The organism is Endozoicomonas numazuensis (genome assembly GCF_000722635.1).
In the GTDB taxonomy this organism is placed as follows: Bacteria; Pseudomonadota; Gammaproteobacteria; order Pseudomonadales; family Endozoicomonadaceae; genus Endozoicomonas_A; species Endozoicomonas_A numazuensis.
The window spans coordinates 294,632-313,887 of the sequence record NZ_JOKH01000004.1; the positions used below are offsets into that span (position 1 = coordinate 294,632).

Annotated in this window: 14 protein-coding genes; 9 read left to right on the forward strand and 5 right to left on the reverse strand. The window is 47.8% G+C overall.

The window, feature by feature from the left end; translation table 11 throughout:
• Positions 1-303: 303 nt before the first annotated feature.
• From dxs to GZ78_RS18090, 3 genes are all read right to left on the reverse strand, one after another.
• Entirely contained in the window at positions 304-2,229 is a 1,926-nt protein-coding gene (gene dxs, locus GZ78_RS18080) for a 1-deoxy-D-xylulose-5-phosphate synthase (protein WP_034839123.1), read from the reverse strand.
• A gap of 517 nt (positions 2,230-2,746) precedes the next feature.
• Entirely contained in the window at positions 2,747-3,634 is an 888-nt protein-coding gene (gene ispA / locus GZ78_RS18085; protein WP_034839125.1) for a (2E,6E)-farnesyl diphosphate synthase, read from the reverse strand.
• Positions 3,635-3,637: 3 nt separating this feature from the next.
• On the reverse strand, positions 3,638-3,880 hold the full coding sequence (locus GZ78_RS18090) for an exodeoxyribonuclease VII small subunit (protein WP_034839128.1): 243 nt from the start codon (positions 3,878-3,880) through the stop codon (positions 3,638-3,640).
• A gap of 152 nt (positions 3,881-4,032) precedes the next feature.
• Between GZ78_RS18090 and GZ78_RS18095 the strand changes: the two genes are divergently transcribed.
• Positions 4,033-4,641 (forward strand): hypothetical protein, encoded by a 609-nt coding sequence (locus tag GZ78_RS18095; protein ID WP_034839130.1) that lies wholly within the window; start codon positions 4,033-4,035, stop codon positions 4,639-4,641.
• A gap of 53 nt (positions 4,642-4,694) precedes the next feature.
• Here GZ78_RS18095 and GZ78_RS18100 read toward each other — a convergent pair whose 3' ends face one another.
• Both GZ78_RS18100 and GZ78_RS18105 read right to left on the reverse strand, forming a co-directional pair.
• Entirely contained in the window at positions 4,695-6,167 is a 1,473-nt protein-coding gene (locus GZ78_RS18100) for an alanine/glycine:cation symporter family protein (protein WP_034839133.1), read from the reverse strand.
• A gap of 332 nt (positions 6,168-6,499) precedes the next feature.
• The gene (locus GZ78_RS18105; protein WP_051786319.1) at positions 6,500-7,990 is read right to left on the reverse strand and encodes an alanine/glycine:cation symporter family protein; all 1,491 of its coding nucleotides are present in this window, start codon (positions 7,988-7,990) and stop codon (positions 6,500-6,502) included.
• Between the two features lie 226 nt (positions 7,991-8,216).
• Here GZ78_RS18105 and GZ78_RS18110 point away from each other — a divergent pair, with 226 nt between their 5' ends.
• The 8 genes from GZ78_RS18110 to GZ78_RS18145 all read left to right on the forward strand — a co-directional run bounded on the left by GZ78_RS18110 (position 8,217) and on the right by GZ78_RS18145 (position 19,200).
• Positions 8,217-9,647 (forward strand): carbon starvation CstA family protein, encoded by a 1,431-nt coding sequence (locus GZ78_RS18110; protein ID WP_034839602.1) that lies wholly within the window; start codon positions 8,217-8,219, stop codon positions 9,645-9,647.
• A 170-nt stretch (positions 9,648-9,817) separates the two neighbouring features.
• Positions 9,818-11,602: a hypothetical protein gene (locus tag GZ78_RS18115; protein WP_152558813.1), complete on the forward strand. Its 1,785-nt coding sequence runs from the start codon at positions 9,818-9,820 to the stop codon at positions 11,600-11,602.
• A 380-nt stretch (positions 11,603-11,982) separates the two neighbouring features.
• On the forward strand, positions 11,983-13,413 hold the full coding sequence (locus GZ78_RS18120) for a carbon starvation CstA family protein (protein WP_034839604.1): 1,431 nt from the start codon (positions 11,983-11,985) through the stop codon (positions 13,411-13,413).
• Between the two features lie 331 nt (positions 13,414-13,744).
• Positions 13,745-14,653 carry a class I SAM-dependent methyltransferase gene (locus GZ78_RS18125; RefSeq protein ID WP_034839138.1) on the forward strand — a complete coding sequence of 303 codons (909 nt, stop codon included), beginning with the start codon at positions 13,745-13,747 and terminating at the stop codon, positions 14,651-14,653.
• A 279-nt stretch (positions 14,654-14,932) separates the two neighbouring features.
• Positions 14,933-15,532: an ANTAR domain-containing response regulator gene (locus tag GZ78_RS18130; RefSeq protein ID WP_051786320.1), complete on the forward strand. Its 600-nt coding sequence runs from the start codon at positions 14,933-14,935 to the stop codon at positions 15,530-15,532.
• Positions 15,533-15,916: 384 nt separating this feature from the next.
• Positions 15,917-17,260 carry a CmpA/NrtA family ABC transporter substrate-binding protein gene (locus GZ78_RS18135; protein ID WP_407919812.1) on the forward strand — a complete coding sequence of 448 codons (1,344 nt, stop codon included), beginning with the start codon at positions 15,917-15,919 and terminating at the stop codon, positions 17,258-17,260.
• A 68-nt stretch (positions 17,261-17,328) separates the two neighbouring features.
• On the forward strand, positions 17,329-18,327 hold the full coding sequence (locus GZ78_RS18140) for an ABC transporter permease (RefSeq protein ID WP_034839609.1): 999 nt from the start codon (positions 17,329-17,331) through the stop codon (positions 18,325-18,327).
• A gap of 21 nt (positions 18,328-18,348) precedes the next feature.
• Positions 18,349-19,200, forward strand: coding sequence for an ABC transporter ATP-binding protein (locus GZ78_RS18145; RefSeq protein ID WP_034839143.1), 852 nt, complete (start codon positions 18,349-18,351; stop codon positions 19,198-19,200).
• Positions 19,201-19,256 lie beyond the last annotated feature (56 nt).

The following is a 19,256-nucleotide window of genomic DNA, read 5'->3' on the forward strand; positions in this document are numbered from 1 at the left end:
ATCTGTTTCTGGCTCTTTATAGAAGGCTGCTAGGTTTCAGGCATTAAATCATCAAAATTGAGCTCTGTTTCCTTCTCCAGATCGTTTTCGAATGAGTTCAGTAAATACTCGAAATCGGCTTTGAATCCATCCTCATCTTTATAATTTCCAGTGAGCTTTTCTCGCCATTGAGTGCCTGCTTTGTAGTCCAGTCCGCAGCTTTCAAGGCCCGGATCAAATCGGAAGAATACATCAGGTTGTTCAGACGTTTTAGCTTGGGAGGAGGTTCAGCCTCCTTGGGGCAGGAGGCTGTTTTAAGTCGTATCAGGCTTGAGTGACCTGAGCGATTTTAATAGCACTTTTCAGGTTTCGGCCCATGCGTTTGATAATGGACTGCTTGATACCTTCTGAGTCCAGGCCACACTCAGCCAGTTGCTGCTTGTGGCTGGCCGCTTCTATGTATTCGTCCGGGATACCCAAATGCAGAACAGGCGTGTTTATGCCTTGTTCGCTCAGGAACTCGGAAACCGCTGAGCCTGCGCCACCGGCAATACAGCCTTCTTCCAATGTGACCAGAAGCTCATGCTCTTTGGCCAGTTGCAGAATAAGCTCTTTATCCAGCGGTTTAACAAAGCGCATATTAGCAACGGTTACATCCAGTTCATCACCTGCAGCCAAAGCATTCTGAAGCAATGTACCAAACGACAGAATGGCAACCTGTTGTCCCTGACGACGAATCTCGCCTTTTCCAATAGTCATGGTTTCCAGGTTTTCGCTGATCATTACTCCAGGTCCGGTTCCCCTGGGGTATCGGACAGATGCAGATCCCTGATAGTGATAACCTGTAGAGAGCATACGACGAGTTTCGTCTTCATCCGAGGGTGTCATGACCAGCATGTCCGGAACGCATCGCAAGTAGGCAATATCGTAGCAGCCACCGTGAGTGGGACCGTCTTCCCCGACCATTCCAGCTCTGTCGATGGCGAAAAGAACATCCAGTTTCTGTACGGCAACATCATGGATCAATTGATCGTAGGCTCTTTGTAGAAAGGTTGAGTATATCGCTACGACAGGCTTCATCCCTTCACAAGCCATGCCGGCAGCCAGGGTTACTGCATGTTGTTCTGCAATGGCAACATCAAAGTAGCGATCAGGATAATGATCGGCAAAGCGAATCAGGTCCGAGCCTTCACACATAGCTGGAGTGATGCCTACCAGCTTGCTGTCTTCTGTCGCCATATCGCAGAGCCATTGACCAAAAATATTGCAGTATTTGGGCTTTTTGGGAAGCTTGGGTTTTTCTTCCCCGGCTTTTGGATTGGGTTCCAGTTTGGTGACGGCGTGATAACCAATGGGGTCTTTTTCGGCAGGTATGAAGCCTTTACCTTTACGGGTAACAACGTGCAGAAACTGAGGGCCGTCCAGATCCTTAAGGTTCTCAAGAGTATGGAGCAGCATGGGCAAATCATGGCCATCGATAGGGCCAAAATAGTTGAAGCCCATTTCCTCGAACAATGTACCGGGAATAATCATTCCCTTCATGTGTTCTTCCGTTCTGCGAGCCAGCTCCCAGGCATGGGGGATGACGTTCAGGACTTTCTTACTGCCCTCGCGAATATGGTGATAGGTTTTACTGGATAATACCTTGGTCAGATAGTTGGACAGACCGCCAACGCTCTTGGAAATCGACATGTCGTTGTCGTTTAAAATGACCAGCATGTTAGCTTTAAGATCTGCCGCATGATTCATGGCTTCATAAGCCATGCCTGCGGTCATGGAACCATCACCTATCACTGCCACTGTGCGTCGTTTTTCACCTTTCAGGCGAGCGCTGGTCGCCATGCCGAGTGCGGCACTGATAGAAGTACTGGAGTGACCTACCCCAAAGGTATCAAACTCACTTTCATCCCTTTTGGGAAAAGCCGCCAGGCCATCTTTCTGGCGCAGGGTATCCATTCTGTCCTTACGACCGGTCAGAATTTTATGAGGATAGGTCTGATGACCAACATCCCAGACCAGCCGGTCATAGGGAGTTTCGAACAGATAGTGCAGGGCGATAGTCAGCTCAACAACACCCAGCCCGGCACCAAAATGCCCGCCTACCTGACCGACCGAGTAGAGCAGAAATTCTCTCAGCTCATGGGCCAGCTGGGGCAGGTCAGTTTTTTCAAATTGGCGAAGCTGGTCGGGTGTATCTACCCGGTCCAGCAAAGGGGTATCAGGCTTTGTCTTGGGTATTTCGTGAAACATGTTTGCTTGCGATCCAGGCCTCTCAGCCATAAAAAGCGACTCTTGAAGACAAACGCTCAATCAGTCGTTCAGTCTTCCAGAAATCAAGTCGAGCACTGCTCTCAGTTTGACTTCCAGTCCCAAGTCACTTTTCGAAAATTCGACGTAGTTCCTCATTCACCATAACCTGTATGGGATGGGAAGGGGAAGCTTTTGGGCTTCCGGCAGCATGATGCCTGACCTGTGAATAACAGATGTAAGGCGGACCTCTAGGAGCCTGACCGAGAATAGGCAGGTCGGCCTAAAATCCAGAAAGAACGGCCCATTTTTCCGATAAATTTGATTGAATAGGCCCACTATTCGCACAAATTTATCGAAAAAATGGCCTCGTTCTACTGAATTTTATGCTCGGACGCTATTCTCGGTCAGCCTCCTAGGGATTTGTAACCAGTAAACTATAGGATTGTACCTGAACAGGAGGTTTTTACTATGGAAATACTGTTTTTACTCCTGAATCAGGCACTTGCGTGGGTCTGCGTCAGTGCGAACGCTGAATCACGTACTCTGCCATCTGCCTGAGAATCTTAGCTCTGTCTCCAAAGCTTTCAAGGGAATGAATCGCCTGCTGGCAAAGAGAGCCTGCTAATTCTCTAGCGCCGTCTAAACCCATGAGAGAAACGTATGTTGGCTTATCCAGGGCAAGGTCAGCGCCTTGCTGCTTACCCAGCACTTCAGTATCGGCGGTGACATCCAGAATGTCATCCTGCACCTGAAAGGCCAGACCTATAGCATCAGCATACCGGGTCAGATGAGTCAGTTGTTTGCTCTCAACATGGCCACTTGAAAGTGCTCCCATGATGACACTGGCTCGGATCAGAGTTCCCGTCTTGTGGCTGTGCATTAACTGCAGTTGTTCCTGGTTCAGTGGGCTGCCTACTGAGTTCAGGTCCATGGATTGACCACCGCACATGCCGGCATAACCTGAAGCCTGTGCCAGTTCTCTAACCAGTTTCAGGCGGACAGGATCCGGCAAGTCATGATCAGCAGACGTCAATGCTTCAAAAGCCAAAGTTTGCAGGGCATCACCAGCGAGGATAGCGGTCGCTTCGTCAAAGGCCTTATGGCATGTAGGCTTGCCTCTGCGAAGGTCGTCGTCATCCATTGCCGGCAGGTCATCATGAACCAGAGAATAGGCGTGGATAAGTTCCACTGAACAGGCGGCAGGGTCAGCCTGGGCTGGCTGGCCACCTACGGCTTCAGAAGCGGCGTAGACCAGAATCGGTCGAATGCGTTTGCCACCGTTAAAGACGGAATAGGACATAGCCTCAACCAGTCTGACACTGACCTGGCTGTTGTCGGGGAGAATGCTTTTGAGCTGCTCATCAACGCGGTTTCGACAACCCTTGATGTATTCCAGCAGTGTCATGGACTATTCGCCTTCTGTCGGGTCGAACGGACGGGTTTCAAGCTGACCCTGATTTTCCAGCAATTGCTGGACTCTCTGTTCCGCTTCGGTCAGAGCCTTTTGACATTCGCGTGTCAGTTTCACACCTTGCTCAAAGGCTTTCAGGGACTCTTCCAGTGACATGTCACCAGATTCCAATTTCTGAACCAGTGTATCCAGGTCAGAAAGTGACTGTTCAAAGGCAAAGCCCTGCTTTTTTTCCGGCATGCTCAGAAACCTTTTCCATTTGCAGTAAGAAGGGGAATACCTGCCTTTGGGAAGACCGTGACAGCCAGAGTTTTTGGATCATGGCTGGGATTGGCCGATAACCAGACAAGGAGCCAGACTCCTGTACGAATGGCAAAAAGGACGGTACCCGCATGGATAATTTAAAACGGGCTCAAGCATATCACAAATCCAGATTAGGACAGATTCTGGTAATCCGGGGGTACGTCACAGAAGAAAAAATAAGAGAGGCTGTTCACATTCAGAAAAATACAGACGAGAAGTTAGGGGAGATACTTCTTCAGAAAAAATGGGTTTCACGCTGGCAGCTGAGAAGAGCTCTGTCTAACCAGACGCGAATGCGTTTCTCAGCTTCTCTTGCTGTCGTTTTATTAGGTTCTCTGGAATCTGTTTCTGAAGCCAGTGAGGCCAAGGAGGCCAGCATAAAAGATGAAAGAGTCAGGTTGTTGTCGACACTGAAAAGTTCTTTGCCTGAAGGGGAAAGTATTCATCAGTTCTCTTATGATGCAGAAAAGGCCCGGGCAGACATTAGAATCACTGGTGAGGTCAGTCTCAAAGTCCCCTGTTCTGCGGGAGAACTGCGTATTGATCATTTACTTCTGAAGCGAAGTGCTGCGGGAGATATGGAAACACTGGAGCTGGCAGATATCGATCTGAGTAATATGAAAGTCAGTATACGAAGTGTATTCAGGGGAAAAGAGGGCCAAGCGGATGACTCGGCCCTGGGAGCCTGCCGGACTTAAGGCTCGAAAGCTTAATCCGAAAGTTTCAGGCTCCAGTCCAACAGGTTGGAAGTTTATTCAGTCGCGAGTCTTGCTTTGACTTGCTCAACAGAGGCAGGCTGAGCGTCGCCTGTGTTGTGTTCCTGCCACACATCCTTATCCATGGTTCTATCCAGGAATGGGAACTTTTTGCGGTTAAACACCGGTATCACACCGTCAGCAATCTGCTCGTCAAAGTCTTTCAGAACCTGAACTACGATACCGGACAACAGCAGAATGGCTGCAATGTTGATCAGAGCCATAGTGCCCATGGAAAGATCTGCAAAAGCCCACACAGTTGGCAGGTTGCCAATAGCTCCCCAGAAAACCATGCCCAGCACTGCCAGACGATACACCATCAGCAGTGGTTTGCTGTTTTTGATGAACAGCAGGTTAGACTCACCGTAGTAGTAATTGGCAATGATGGAAGTGAAAGCAAACAGCAGGATGGCGAGGGCCACAAAGTGTCCACCTAGTGGGCCAATCTCGTTGGAGAGTGCAGCCTGAGTTAATTCGACACCGGTCAGACCACTGCCGGGCTCTAACATGCCTGACATCAGGATAATGGCCGCAGTTGCTGTGCATACGACGATGGTATCGAGGAATACACCCAGCATTCCCATCATGCCCTGATTAACCGGGTGAGTAGAGTGAGCCGTAGCAGCAGCATTTGGAGCACTACCCATACCGGCCTCATTGGAGAACAGACCACGCTTGATACCCTGCATCATAGCCTGAGAAACCATGTAACCAACGCCACCACCCATGGCCGTTTCAAGACCGAAAGCGCTCTTGAAAACCAGAGAGAATATGGCAGGCAATTCAGAAATGTTCATGGCTACAACCACGAGAGCTACAGCCAGATAGCTCAGTGCCATGATGGGCACGATCATTTCAGCAACTTTTGAAATGGAACGAATACCACCAAAAATGATGACACCGCTGACCAGAGCTAACCCAATACCAATATACTCAGGGGCGATACCGTAACCCGCGAATGCAGCCGCAATGGAGTTAGACTGCACGCTGTTGAACGCAAAACCGAAAGCAATAATCAGGGAAATAGAGAAGGCAATGCCCATCCAGCGCTGTCCCAATGCTTTCTGCATATAGTAAGCGGGGCCTCCACGGTAAGTTCCATCGCCATTATTAGTTTTGTAAATTTGGGCGAGAATGTTTTCTGCGAAGCTGGTGGCCATACCCAATAAGGCAATCAGCCACATCCAGAAGATAGCTCCGGGTCCACCCAGGTAGATTGCAACGGCAACACCTGCCATGTTGCCAGTACCGATACGGGCGGCGAGGCTGGTGCAGAAAGCCTGGAATGCAGAAATCTGGCGGTCAGACGTAGTGGCTCGGCTGCCCATCATGGTTTTGGCAGCCAGACCGAAACGGCGAAACTGGACGAATCGGGTACGAATAGTGAAGAAAATACCGGCTCCGAGAAGCAGGTAAATCAGGACGCTTCCCCAGAGAATATTGTTTGATGCAGCAATAAAGTCGTTCATAGCGCTTCCGGATTATTTATATGTCCGGAAGTTTGTTTGTAATCAGTTTTATATAATATAAGTGAATAAACTGTGGGTGGTAGGTGTATATACTCATCTCCTGGGTCAGTAAAAAGTAAAGGAGCATTTGCCAGTTAGTAGCTGCTATCCGTTGTAGGAGACTCTGAATGGTAATGGAGGGTAGTCTGGCTTTTAGGTATTGACGTCTTCCCTGTTAAGGGTTTTTATCTAGATAATCCATCCTCATTAATCTTGAATAATGGTTTTCATTATTTGTCTGGTGATTGTTTCCATGGCTGAAAACAATCACCAGACAATCAGCTGCAGTGGATTTATAACCTTTCAGCTTCAGGGAAGTCAGAAGCGGGTGCGCCATTTTCATCGTCGTCCGCATCATCAGGTTCAGCAGGCTGTACCCATACATTGGCGTCCATGGTCTGATTCAGGAAAGGGAATCGTTCACGGTAAAAAACAGGCGTTTTGCCCTTTCTCAATTGTCGGTCATAATCCTTCAAAACCATCAGTGCGGGTCCCGATAGCAGCACGATGACAATCAAGTTGATCAGAGCCATCAAACCCATAGCAAGATCAGCGACAATCCAGACAGCCTCAAGACTGCTGACAGCTCCCAGATAGACCAGCAAGATCACGACACATCGATAAATCAGCAGTAATTGCGAACTGTTTTTCATGAAAAGCAGGTTAGATTCGCCGTAATAATAATTAGCGACCACTGAAGTGAAACCAAAGAAAAGCACAGCGCCCATGATAAACCATTCACCCCAGGTACCAACCAGATCCCCGAGGGCTGCCTGAGTCAATTGAATACCGTTCAGAGTATTGGCACTTTCCAGTTGGCCTGAAAGAATGACGATGGCAGCTGTTGCGGTACAGATAATAATGGTGTCTATAAAGACACTGGTCATGGAGATTATGCCCTGAGCTGCAGGGTGGTGAGGCCAGGGGGTGGCCGTTGCTGCTGCATTAGGACCACTGCCCATACCGGCTTCGTTGGAAAAAAGGCCTCTCTTTACTCCTTGCATAATGGCCTGGGCTACCGAGTAGCCTATGCCCCCGCCTACAGCTTGTTCAAGACCAAAGGCATGATTAAAAATCAGGGCAATGACAGCGGGCATTTCATCAATTCGACTGATGACTACGTACAGGGCAATAACCAGATAAGTCAAAGCCATCAGAGGAACGACCATTTCAGCAAACCGGGTAATGGTCTTGATACCCCGGAATATGATCAGGCCAGTGATAATGGCCATAGCCAGACCAATTTGCTCAGGGCTTAAACTGGTGCTGGCGGTTAAGGAGGCAGAAACAGAGTTGGCGTGGACGGCATTGAAAACAAAGCCAAAAGCAATCAGCAGCAGGCTGGAGAAAATGACTCCAAGCCAGCGAAGGCCAAGTGCCTTCTCTATATAATACGCAGGTCCACCTCGAAAGGTACCGTCATTATTATTGGTTTTATAAAGCTGAGCCAGTGTGTTCTCTATGTAGCTGGACGACATACCCAGCACCGCAACCACCCACATCCAGAAAATAGCTCCGGGCCCACCAATGAAAATGGCGATAGCAACACCCGCGAGATTGCCCGTTCCTACATGAGCAGCCAGTGAAGTACACAGTGCCTGAAACGAGGAAATCTCATTTTTAGAGGTGTTCCTGGAACTGAACATGATTTTCCAGGCATGAAAGAAGTGGCGAATCTGGACAAATCGGCTGCGAATCGTGAAATAGACGCCTGCGCCCAGCAATAAATATATGAGTATGTACTCCCAAAGCACACGGGTAGCGAGATCAATCAGGCTGCTCATACGATGTTCCGAAGCGGTAATGTCCAGAAAGCTTAGCAGAAGGTATTTGAGTGCATGTTCAAATGTAGAGACTAATGAATTACCGAACCTCTTAAGTATTTGTTGCTTCAAGTCAATTTACAGAATCTTTAAGTTGTTAGAGTGGCCCGGACTCTGAACAATTTATGAACATTTAGGTCTCTTCCTGCTTATCCCAAAGCTGACAAAAGAGACTGAGGGTATGGGGATGACCAGCTTTATCACAGCACTTCTGGCTCTGGTGGCCGGATATTTTATTTATGGGCGGGTGGTTGACCGTCTTTTTGGTGTTGAGCCTGATCGCAAGACGCCCGCTTTGACCAAAACTGACGGCGTCGATTTTGTACCGTTACCATGGTACAAAATCTTCCTGATTCAGTTTCTGAATATTGCCGGCCTGGGCCCCATTTTTGGTGCGATTATGGGCGCTCTTTATGGTCCTTCTGCCTTTCTGTGGATTGTTTTTGGTTGCATCTTTGCCGGTGGTGTTCACGATTACCTGTCCGGTATGCTTTCCATTCGCCATGGTGGTCAGTCCATTCCTGAAATTGTGGGTATCTATCTGGGGGAAGGCTTTCGCAAGTTCATGCGAGGCTTTTCTGTCATCCTTCTGGTGCTGGTCGGCGTAGTCTTCATGATGGGACCTGCCGGTCTTCTGGCGAATCTTGGTGGCGAAGGTTTACTGGCGAAAAGTGGCTTCTGGCTGGCGGTTATTCTGGCTTATTACTTTATCGCGACCATCCTGCCGGTGGATAAACTCATCTCAAAAGTTTATCCGCTCTTCGGCGCCACCCTTTTGATTATGGCGGTGGGTGTAGGTGGTATGCTGATTGTAAATGGTATACCCATTCCTGAAATCGGAACTGAAACCTCTCATCCAGCAGGTTTGCCAATGTGGCCCATGCTGTTTGTAACCATCGCTTGTGGTGCAATCAGTGGATTCCACGCAACCCAGTCACCCATGATGGCTCGTTGTCTGCCTACTGAAACGTATGGCCGACGTGTCTTTTATGGGGCAATGATTGCTGAAGGTGTGGTTGCCCTGATCTGGGCTGCAGCAGCCATGGCGTTCTTCCCTAATGGTATTGAGGGACTGAATGACGTTCTGGCCCAGGGAGGCGCGGGTCTGGTCGTTAAGGAAATTTCTGTAGGTCTGATGGGAACCTTTGGCGGATTGTTGGCCATATTGGGTGTTATTGCCTGCCCTATTACTTCTGGCGATACGGCCTTTCGTAGTGTCAGATTAATCATCGCTGATGCTCTTGGTCTGGAGCAAACATCTACACGTAGTCGTCTTATTCTGGCTATTCCGGTATTTGCTATTGGTTTTGCTCTGACCTTTGTTGATTTCAATATCATCTGGCGCTACTTCGCTTTTTCTAACCAGCTATTGGCTACCATTGTTCTTTGGGCAGCTTCCATGTATCTGGTACAGAATGGCAAATGGCACTGGATGACCACAGTACCAGGGGTATTCATGACAGCCGTGTGTGCAACGTACATTGTCATGGCTCCCGAAGGTCTGGGGCTGTCAACCGCTGTGGCGTACCCGGCAGGTATCGTTGTGGCACTCTTAAGTTTTGCTCTCTTTATTGTTCGCGCTCGTCGTCTTTCTGTCAGCACAGCAGTGGCTGCCTGATCAGATAGATTATTTCAGTCATATATCCAGAGGGATATGTGACTGAAAACTCACGTTTGTTCTTTTCTTTGGCGAGCCCACAAGCTTTTAACTATCATCTCTTAGCACGCCTTCACAGATAAATGTGATCCCTCTTCCCCACAAGCTTTTTTCAGTTCATGGAGACCCCCATGAGAGATCTGACTCGTGCTGTTTTCTTTGTACTTATTTTCCTGCCGTCATCGCTTATTGCTGATGATTCGGAGTCAAGCCAGCTGGATCTTGGCATGGGCTATTCCTCAGATGAGGGTCGAGTGCTGGGAGTCAGCTGTTTGAAAGCCGGTACGATCAGCCATATTGGCAGTGATGTAGGAACTGTCCAATTTGGCAGGCAGGTTTCATCCAGTGATGTTCAGTTAAATTTAGGCGTCAATCTGGATGGTTCAGCCAGTTACGACATTTTCACGGGCAGTGCCAAGGTGAAATATGCACTGGAAACTGAAGAAGACAAGAGGGTAGAAACCTATACCTTTGTTGAGTCAGTGGTATCAGGTGCCAGCAGCATGAGCACTACCGGAGTGGCTGAAGATGCTCTGAACGAATTAGGGCAGTCTGCCTACGCAAAAGGGCCGGAGCAGTTTCGTGCCGCCTGTGGTGACCAGTTTGTAGAGTCAGCCAATACCGGAGGGAGATTGCTGGTGTCTTTCCGGGTCAAGTTCGACAGTGAATATCAAAAGCACAATTTTGAAGAAGAGTCTTCTGCAAAATTTACAGCTATCGGTAATCTGATGGACTCATTGAAAGTCGCTCATGAGAGAACCCGTGTGCACGGACATGTCGAAATTATGGCCATGCAATTGGGAGGGACACCTCAGTCGCTGGCAAAGTTGTTCATAGGCAAAGATAAGGATGAAAAATATTTTGTCACTTCCTGTCAGCTGAAAGATCTGGATAAGTGTAAAGAACTGGTGGGACAGATTCTGGAATATGCTGCTAATGACTTTTCTACCCAGATCACAGAAGCAGAAGCGAACGGCAGTAACCCTGTGCAGTACAGTTACCGTTCTTACAACGATGTTGGTCTGAAAGTGGGGCCGAGTCTGGTCACTGAAGATGTGCAGAATGCCAGGGTCGAGCTGGAAAAGCGCTATAAAGAAACCCGAAACGTATTACACAGAGCGAGTCGTACACTTAACGCACCTTATGAAAAACTTCTGGTGAGTACTGTTTCAGCGAAACTGCGTGAAGCAAAGGATGCAGCAGAATTCAATATGTCTCAGTTAATGAGTCTTAGAGGCGGCATAAAAACTTGTTTTATTGATATCTCAAGCTGTAAGGAAGCGTCCGAAGTCATACTGAAAAGCTGGAAGAAGGTTGACCCTGAACTGTTAAGTGATATGTCCGATGCCTGGTATTTCCACGACGAGAGTGGGGCTGATGTATATGCCTTGCCCATTGGTGATGATCTGTATGTATTAGGTTTTCCTGAAGAAACCCACAATAGCTACGTTTATATCGTTGAAGTAGAGAAAAATCAGGATGGCAGTCTGTCACTTAACAGCACGAGTGAGGAACTGTCTTTGAAGGGGGAGCTGGCATTGGGTAGTCATTCCGATGTTTATACCGGTCCCATTACATTTCTGGATAGAACGTATACCGTCAGCCTCCGTAAGGTAGAAAACCCTATTTATATTGGTGGTTCTGAAAACAGTTGTCACAGAGTTTTGGTGGAATCAGGTTCGATTGGTTGTGTGCTGCATGTCTATACCAAGGATAATCCCAGCATTTGTGGGGGAAATGAAGATGAAAGCCTGGTCATAGGCACCAGCAAAGCGCTGTCTATCAGTGAAGGCGTTAAATTAAACCTGGGTTGTAAGCTGATGCCAGGTCATAAGGAACTAAATGTCCTTCGAAGTGGTCATATCCATTGCTCAGGTGTTGATAAGCCTCATCCTGACTGCGACTGGGTGAAATAACCAAGTCTACTCATTCTCGGTCAGCCTTTTAGGAGGCTGACCGAGAATAGACAGCCCGGCCTAAAATCCAGAAAGAACGGCCATCTTTTCCACTGAATTTGCTTAAATAGGTCAACTATTCGCACAAATTCAGTGAAAAAGCTGACTCGTTCTACTGAATTTTATGCTCGGACGCTATTCTCGGTCAGCCTCCTAGGATGCTAGTTAAATAGCGATTTACATAATTAAATCGTATAAACGGTGGGCCGGGAATGACTATGATTTCTAGCTTGAAAGTTGAATAACTGCTCAAAATCATAAAAAAGAAATTGGATTTACCATAGAAGGGCCGGTATGAGCGTATCCGTGTCTTCAGCATTGTATCGATGGAGATATGGATTATGAACAGTTTTATACTGGCGCTGGTCGCACTGATTGCAGGTTACTTCCTTTACAGCCAATTTGTTGAGCGCTGTTTTGGTATCGATACCCAAAGGCCAACGCCTGCGATAGAAAGAGCCGATGGTGTCGATTATGTTGTCCTGCCCTGGTACAAGATTTTCCTCATCCAGTTTCTGAATATCGCCGGTCTCGGACCTATCTTTGGCGCAATTCTTGGCGCGCTTTATGGGCCGGTGGCCTTTGTCTGGATTGTTTTTGGCTGTATCTTCGCGGGCTCTGTGCACGATTATTTTTCCGGGATGATGTCAGTGAGACATCAGGGGCAGAGTATTCCTGAAATTGTGGGTTTTTACCTGGGGCCCCGTGTTTGCCAGTTTATGCGACTGTTGTCGATTGTTTTGTTATTGCTGGTGGGCACTGTCTTTATGGTTGGGCCTGCCTCGTTGCTCAGCAATCTTGGTTTTACCGGTGTGTTTGCTGACAAGACATTCTGGTTAATGATCATTCTTGCCTACTATTTTCTGGCCACCATTCTGCCTATCGATAAAGTGATTGCCCGTATATACCCTCTTTTTGCCGTTGCTCTGTTGTTCATGGCATTGGGTATTGGTGGCATGCTGATATTCAAAGGGCTTCCTGTTCCTGAAATCGGAACGCCCTCTGAGCATCCTGATGGTCTGGCTGTGTGGCCAATGCTTTGTATTACGATTGCCTGTGGAGCCATCAGTGGCTTTCATGCCACTCAGTCACCGTTGATGGCTCGCTGTATTCCCAATGAAGTTTATGGGCGTCGAGTATTTTATGGCGCTATGGTAGCCGAAGGTGTGGTGACTCTGATCTGGGCCGCTGCGGCCATGGCATTTTTCCCCAATGGGATAGAAGGACTGTCTGACGTGCTTGGTCAGGGCGGACCGTCGCTGGTGGTGAATGAAATCGCCATTGGTTTGATGGGGTCACTGGGGGGGATGTTAGCCATCCTTGGTGTCATCGCTTGTCCCATTACTTCAGGGGATACTGCGTTCAGAAGTCTGCGTCTTATTTTTGCCGATATGTTCGGAATCAAGCAGACCAGTATGGTGCGCAGATTGATGCTGGCGGTTCCGGTCTTTCTTGCAGGTTACCTGTTAACGCTGGTCGACTTCTCAATCATCTGGCGCTATTTTGCATTCTCAAATCAGGCTCTGGCCACCATTGTGCTTTGGACAGCTGCCGTTTATATGGCGAGCCAAATGCGTAACTTCTGGATAGTCCTGATTCCTGCAGGTTTTATGACGGGCGTGTGCTCCACGTATATTATGATGGCACCGGAAGGCTTTGCGCTTTCGCCTGATATAGCCTGGCCCACAGGCCTTGTTCTGGCGCTGTCCTCAATACTGGCTTTTGCGGTTAAAGCTACGATTAAAGATGAAAATGATGAAGAGCTGGTTTGATACGGAAAACCTATAAAGCCGCTATGACTGGCGAGAAGTTCAATATTTTCCGAAACAGGTGAGTTAAGAACTTTCAAATCAAAAACATCGAAGTTGGCCTCTGGTAATAGAAGATGGACCTCTCTATTATCAAGTGGCTGTTACAGAGTTATTGCAATGACAAGTGCATATCCCCATCGTCTTTCAGGATTCTACGTTGTTGTCAGCGTTCACTCACCCCGGTCACCTACTACTCGTAGGCTCACGGGGCTTCGCTCACTTGACGCCTGGTAGCATCTTGAAATCCAATGGGTATACAGACTTATCCAAGGGAAATAATAATTTTTTATCTATGACCATTTTCGCATTTCTTTCAGGCGTCCTGCTCACCTGGCTGGTGATGTCGGGTTTGTTATCCCAACTGATCAGTTTAATCATCAGTATCTGGTGGCCTTCTTCCAAAAGAGAGCGGGGTATGCTGGCTGATCAATGGCTCCTGAACAGTGGGGTTTCAACATCTTCCGGCTGGAGACTTATTGGTTATTGGCGTGATACCTCCGACTATGGTCAGGCTTGCTCAGAACTGGCGGGGCTTCTTGCAGACAAAGCCTGTCTCTCCAATCAGGATAAGGTTCTGGATGTTGGGTTCTCCAGTTATGACCAGCTTCTGGTTTGGCTGGATTACTATCAGGTCGAGTCATTGACCGCACTGGCAGAAACTGAGCAGCTACTGGCAGGTGCACAGGATCAGTGCGATCACTATGATCAGTTGAAACTGGAAAGAGGCAACGAACTGGAACTGGCTAAGTTCGATGCAGACTCTTTTGACAAACTGTTGGCTCTCGACTGTGCCTACCACTTTGAAAACAAACCTCAGTTCTTTCAGAACGCCAGAAAAGTAATAAAGACAGGTGGATGTCTTACCTTGACCGACATGGTTCTTAGCCGTCCCTACAAAGATCGTATGGAACAAAGGATGGTGAACCTGCTGGCACGCTCTTGTGGTATTTCTGTGAAAGGTTTAATGGTTCACCAAAAATATGAATCGACTCTGAAAGAAGCAGGCTATGAGAACGTAGAGTTTGTGGATATCAGTCAGGATGTCCTCTCCGGCTTCTGTTTCTGGTTCTCTCAGCACTACCGTCAACTGTCGCCTGTTACCCGATCTAAAGTCTGGATTCGGTTAAGGTTGCTGGTTTGGTTTATCCGCTGGATGCAGCATCGTGGATTACTAGAATACCACGTGATTTCAGCACGATGATGACAACTTTATTTCATTATCCACAATAACTGTGGATAACCTTGTGACTTCTTTTTGGATACATCTCAAACCCCCATTAAATGGGGGTTTTTTATGAACTGGTTAAAAAGTGATCAGTTCTTTTTGTGAGTGTTTTAAGGATGTCGTCTAGTTTCGGTTATCGAAAAGTAAATGGGTGTGGATAAGTATTTATTCTAGCGCTGCTGCTTCTTTCTTAATGCTCTGGTACAGGCTTTGCTTAAAAACAGCCTGTGAATAGTTTTCAGAAAAGGGAAGAGAGTGGCTCAGGTTATGAATTCAGTGTTGTTGATAGGAACCCGTTCATCTCGTATGTCAGTATTGAACCGGGCACTGAATGAGTTTGGTTATGAAGTGATGGATCGACAAGAGCTGGCTGAAGATCTGGTAACCGTTGTGACCAGTCTATCACCCGATATCCTCGTGATTGGTTTGGATAAACCAGCCCCCTCACTTCTGGAAAAGCTTTCATTGATCAGCAAGAGTGCTCCGCTCCCTGTTGTTATGTTTGTAGAACAAACGACCGACAACATTGTCCAGCAGGCCATAAGATCGGGTGTTAATGCTTATATTGTGGCTGACCTCCAACCCCAGCGACTCAAAACCATCATAGATATAGCCGTGGCACGTTTTCAGGAATACCAGTCATTGAGAGATGAGCTTGAGCAGACCCGCAATCGCCTGGAAGATCGAAAGCTACTGGACAAGGCCAAGGGCTTATTGATGTCCAGGCAGGGTATTAGTGAAGATCAGGCTTATAAAAAGCTGAGAAAGATGGCGATGGATAAAGGTGAAACTCTGGCGGCTGTGGCCAGGAATGTGATTGATGTTTTCAACATGCTGGAAGAAAAAGCGTCATGACCGGAAGAATGATCGCTGTTGGTGCATGTTTTCAGTGCGGTGCACCAAACTGAAATAAAATGAGAGAAAATTCACAAAATAAGCATAGTTAGATATAGGAAATAGTTGGCACGCAGAATGCTTTAGATATATCGAGACAGAGTTACAACATTAAAACTATTCCTGCCAAGGGCGGCAGGAATAGACATTCACAGCAAAGGCGCTGTGAAGACGAGCAAAGACGCTCATCGCTTTCGGGAAGTAATTCCAGGCAGCGGTGGGCGTTTTTTTTGTTCATGGAAAGACTGGCTGTTGCGAGCTCTTCCCCTCAAGAAAAGAGAGCAACAGAAATGGATAGATTGGGAGTGGTGAATGAAGTGGTTTAAACCCTTAAAGTCGGTTGCAATGAGCGCCCTGATTAGCGTCAGTGGTTTTGCATCGATGCAGGCACAGGCTGAGCTGGGTTATCCGGAAAAAGAAGAGCTGAAGTTTGGTTTCATCAAACTGACGGACATGGCTCCCATAGCCATCGCGTACGAAAAAGGCTACTTCGAAGATGAAGGTCTCTACGTCACGATAGAAGCTCAGGCAAACTGGAAAGTATTGCTGGATGGTGTGATCGATGGACGGCTCGATGGCGCGCACATGTTGGCAGGTCAGCCTATTGCAGCCACCATGGGCTATGGCACCAAAGCGGAAATAATCACTCCGTTTTCCATGGACTTAAACGGTAATGGTATTACTGTTTCCAACGAAATTTGGAAACAGATGAAGCCGAATATTCCCAAGCGGGCAGATGGCAAGCCACAACACCCCATTAAAGCCGATGCTCTGAAGCCTGTAGTGGAAAAGTACAAAGAGGATGGCAAGCCCTTCAAAATGGGCATGGTCTTCCCGGTTTCTACCCATAACTATGAATTAAGATACTGGCTCGCTGCGGGTGGTATTCACCCTGGTTACTATGCACCTCATAAAGGCGATACTTCAGGTCAGATTGATGCTGATGCACTGCTTTCCGTAACACCGCCACCACAGATGCCAGCCACAATGGAAGCAGGCACTATCTATGGCTATTGCGTGGGTGAGCCCTGGAATCAGCAGGCTGTTTTCAAAAACATTGGTGTTCCGGTAGTGACTGATTACGAAATCTGGAAAGACAACCCGGAGAAAGTATTCGGTATTACCAAAACCTTTGCTGAGAAATACCCCAATACCACGGTTCGTCTGACCCGTGCGCTGATCCGTGCTGCAAAATGGCTGGACGAAAACAACAACGCCAACCGTCCTGAAGCTGTGAAAATTCTTTCCCAGTCGAACTATGTAGGCGCTGACTACGAAGTGATTGCCAATAGCATGACCGGCACATTCGAGTACGAGAAAGGCGACAAGCGTGAAGTACCTGATTTCAATGTCTTCTTCCGCTACAACGCAACTTACCCCTATTACTCTGATGCCATCTGGTATTTGACGCAGATGCGTCGTTGGGGACAGATCTCTGAAGATAAACCGGATGCCTGGTACGTGGACATTGCGAAGAAAGTTTATCGTCCGGACATCTATGAAACAGCGGCCAAATCCTTGATTAAAGACAAGCTGGCAAAAGTCAGTGATTTTCCAGACTTTGCTCAGGAAGACGGATATAGAAGCCCGCAGACTCACTTTATTGACGGCATCGTCTACAACGGCAAAAAACCAAATGAATACATCAACAAGTTCAGTATCGGTCTGAAGCAGGGCGACAAGATTTGATTTTGTCGTGAATGGATCATCCAGGTGATCCATTCAATACTCAGATCTGTTTGGGGGAGAGAACAAACATGACAACTGAAACTGCGTTGGCCAATAACAATATTAATAAGCCAATTATTTCTGAAAGTCTTAAAACATTATTAACAACCACTTTTAAAACCCTGTTGATTCCTTTTGTAGGCATCCTGGTCTTTCTGATGCTCTGGTCAGGAGCCGCCAGCAAAATAGATACTTCACTGGGTAAATTTCCCGGACCATCAGCCGTCTGGGAGCAAATGGGGTCGCTCTATGAAGAACACAGCGCCGAACGAGTAAAAGAGCAGGCCTTCTACGAACGACAACAGAAGCGTAATGAAGCCAGACTGGCCAAGGACCCGGATTATGTACCCAAAATCCGCGCCTACACCGGTAAGGAAACGTTTCTGGACCAGATCTTCACCAGCCTAATCACGGTGCTGAGTGGATTTGTCCTGGCGGCGGTTATCGCCATACCCCTGGGGATCGCCATAGGACTCAATAAAACCCTGAATGCCGCAGTAAATCCTGTCATTCAGATTTTTAAACCGGTTTCTCCCCTGGCTTGGTTACCTTTGGTGACTATGGTTGTCAGTGCTGTTTATGCCAGCCCTGATCCTCTGGTAGCCAAGTCCTTTTTAAATTCCATGATTACCGTCACGCTCTGCTGTCTGTGGCCCATGGTAATCAACACTTCAGTGGGCGTTGCTTCTATTGAGAAAGATCTGGTGAATGTCAGTCGTGTGCTGAGACTGCCCGCTCTGAAGCATGTGCAGAAAATAGTATTGCCCGCTTCCATACCGATGATTTTTACGGGTATGAGGTTGTCCTTAGGTGTCGCCTGGATGGTTCTCATTGCTGCAGAAATGCTGGCCCAGAACCCCGGCCTTGGAAAGTTCGTCTGGGATGAGTTCCAGAATGGCAGCTCCAACTCTCTGGCCCGGATTATGGTCGCCATTATTGTTATCGGGTTTATCGGTTATTTGCTGGATCGAACCATGCTTCAGTTGCAACGCTTTGTCTCATGGGACAAAGCCGGCACAGCCAGTTAATTCAACACGGAGGTGAACGACATGAGCACAATATTAGACATCAGCCACATCGATATGGTGTTTGAAACCCCGAAAGGGCCTTTCACGGCGCTGAAAGGGGTGGATCTGAAAATCAGCAAAGGTGAATTTGTTTCGCTGATTGGCCACTCAGGTTGCGGTAAATCAACAGTGCTGAACATTGTTGCCGGGCTGTATCAGGCCACTACCGGAGGTGTGGTTCTCAATGGTAAGGAAGTGAGTGAACCCGGACCAGAAAGAGCGGTGGTGTTCCAGAACCATTCTCTACTGCCCTGGCTGACGTCTTATCAAAACGTTGAGCTGGCGGTAAAACAAGTATTTGGACGCTCAAAAAGCAAGTCTGAAACCAAAGAGTGGATAGAGCATAACCTTGAGCTGGTGCACATGGAGCACGCCATGCACAAACGCCCTGATGAGATCTCGGGGGGAATGAAGCAGCGTGTAGGGATTGCCAGAGCGCTCTCCATGCAACCGGAAATCCTGTTGATGGATGAACCTTTTGGCGCATTGGATGCCCTGACCCGGGCTCATATGCAGGACTCTTTGATGGAGATCCAGCAGGAACTGAACAACACCGTCATTATGATTACCCATGATGTAGATGAAGCGGTGTTGCTGTCAGATCGCATCGTCATGATGACCAATGGCCCGGAAGCCACAATTGGTGAAATTCTGGATATCAACCTTGAGCGTCCCAGAGATCGGCTGGCTCTGGCAGAAGATCCAGAGTACACCCACCTGCGTTCAGAAGTATTGAAGTTCCTCTACGAGAAACAGCGCAAGGTAGAAAGCATCAGTAAACATAAAACCAAGAAAGAATCTTCCAGCAGTAAGGAAAGCGTTCAGGCTGCGTAGTGTCTGGGGGGATAAAACGCAGCTAAATCAGCAAGAATAAAAACGGAGTTGAAGTC

What these genes read in the sequence shown, in the direction of transcription:
- GZ78_RS18100 (WP_034839133.1), bottom strand. Translation starts at nt 6,167, where the DNA reads ATGAACGACTTTATTGCTGCATCAAACAATATTCTCTGGGGAAGCGTC.
- GZ78_RS18095 (WP_034839130.1), top strand. Translation starts at nt 4,033, where the DNA reads ATGGATAATTTAAAACGGGCTCAAGCATATCACAAATCCAGATTAGGA.
- GZ78_RS18125 (WP_034839138.1), top strand. Translation starts at nt 13,745, where the DNA reads ATGACCATTTTCGCATTTCTTTCAGGCGTCCTGCTCACCTGGCTGGTG.
- dxs (WP_034839123.1), bottom strand. Translation starts at nt 2,229, where the DNA reads ATGTTTCACGAAATACCCAAGACAAAGCCTGATACCCCTTTGCTGGAC.
- GZ78_RS18120 (WP_034839604.1), top strand. Translation starts at nt 11,983, where the DNA reads ATGAACAGTTTTATACTGGCGCTGGTCGCACTGATTGCAGGTTACTTC.
- GZ78_RS18115 (WP_152558813.1), top strand. Translation starts at nt 9,818, where the DNA reads ATGAGAGATCTGACTCGTGCTGTTTTCTTTGTACTTATTTTCCTGCCG.
- GZ78_RS18105 (WP_051786319.1), bottom strand. Translation starts at nt 7,990, where the DNA reads ATGAGCAGCCTGATTGATCTCGCTACCCGTGTGCTTTGGGAGTACATA.
- GZ78_RS18140 (WP_034839609.1), top strand. Translation starts at nt 17,329, where the DNA reads ATGACAACTGAAACTGCGTTGGCCAATAACAATATTAATAAGCCAATT.
- GZ78_RS18090 (WP_034839128.1), bottom strand. Translation starts at nt 3,880, where the DNA reads ATGCCGGAAAAAAAGCAGGGCTTTGCCTTTGAACAGTCACTTTCTGAC.
- GZ78_RS18135 (WP_407919812.1), top strand. Translation starts at nt 15,917, where the DNA reads ATGAGCGCCCTGATTAGCGTCAGTGGTTTTGCATCGATGCAGGCACAG.
- GZ78_RS18110 (WP_034839602.1), top strand. Translation starts at nt 8,217, where the DNA reads ATGACCAGCTTTATCACAGCACTTCTGGCTCTGGTGGCCGGATATTTT.
- ispA (WP_034839125.1), bottom strand. Translation starts at nt 3,634, where the DNA reads ATGACACTGCTGGAATACATCAAGGGTTGTCGAAACCGCGTTGATGAG.
- GZ78_RS18145 (WP_034839143.1), top strand. Translation starts at nt 18,349, where the DNA reads ATGAGCACAATATTAGACATCAGCCACATCGATATGGTGTTTGAAACC.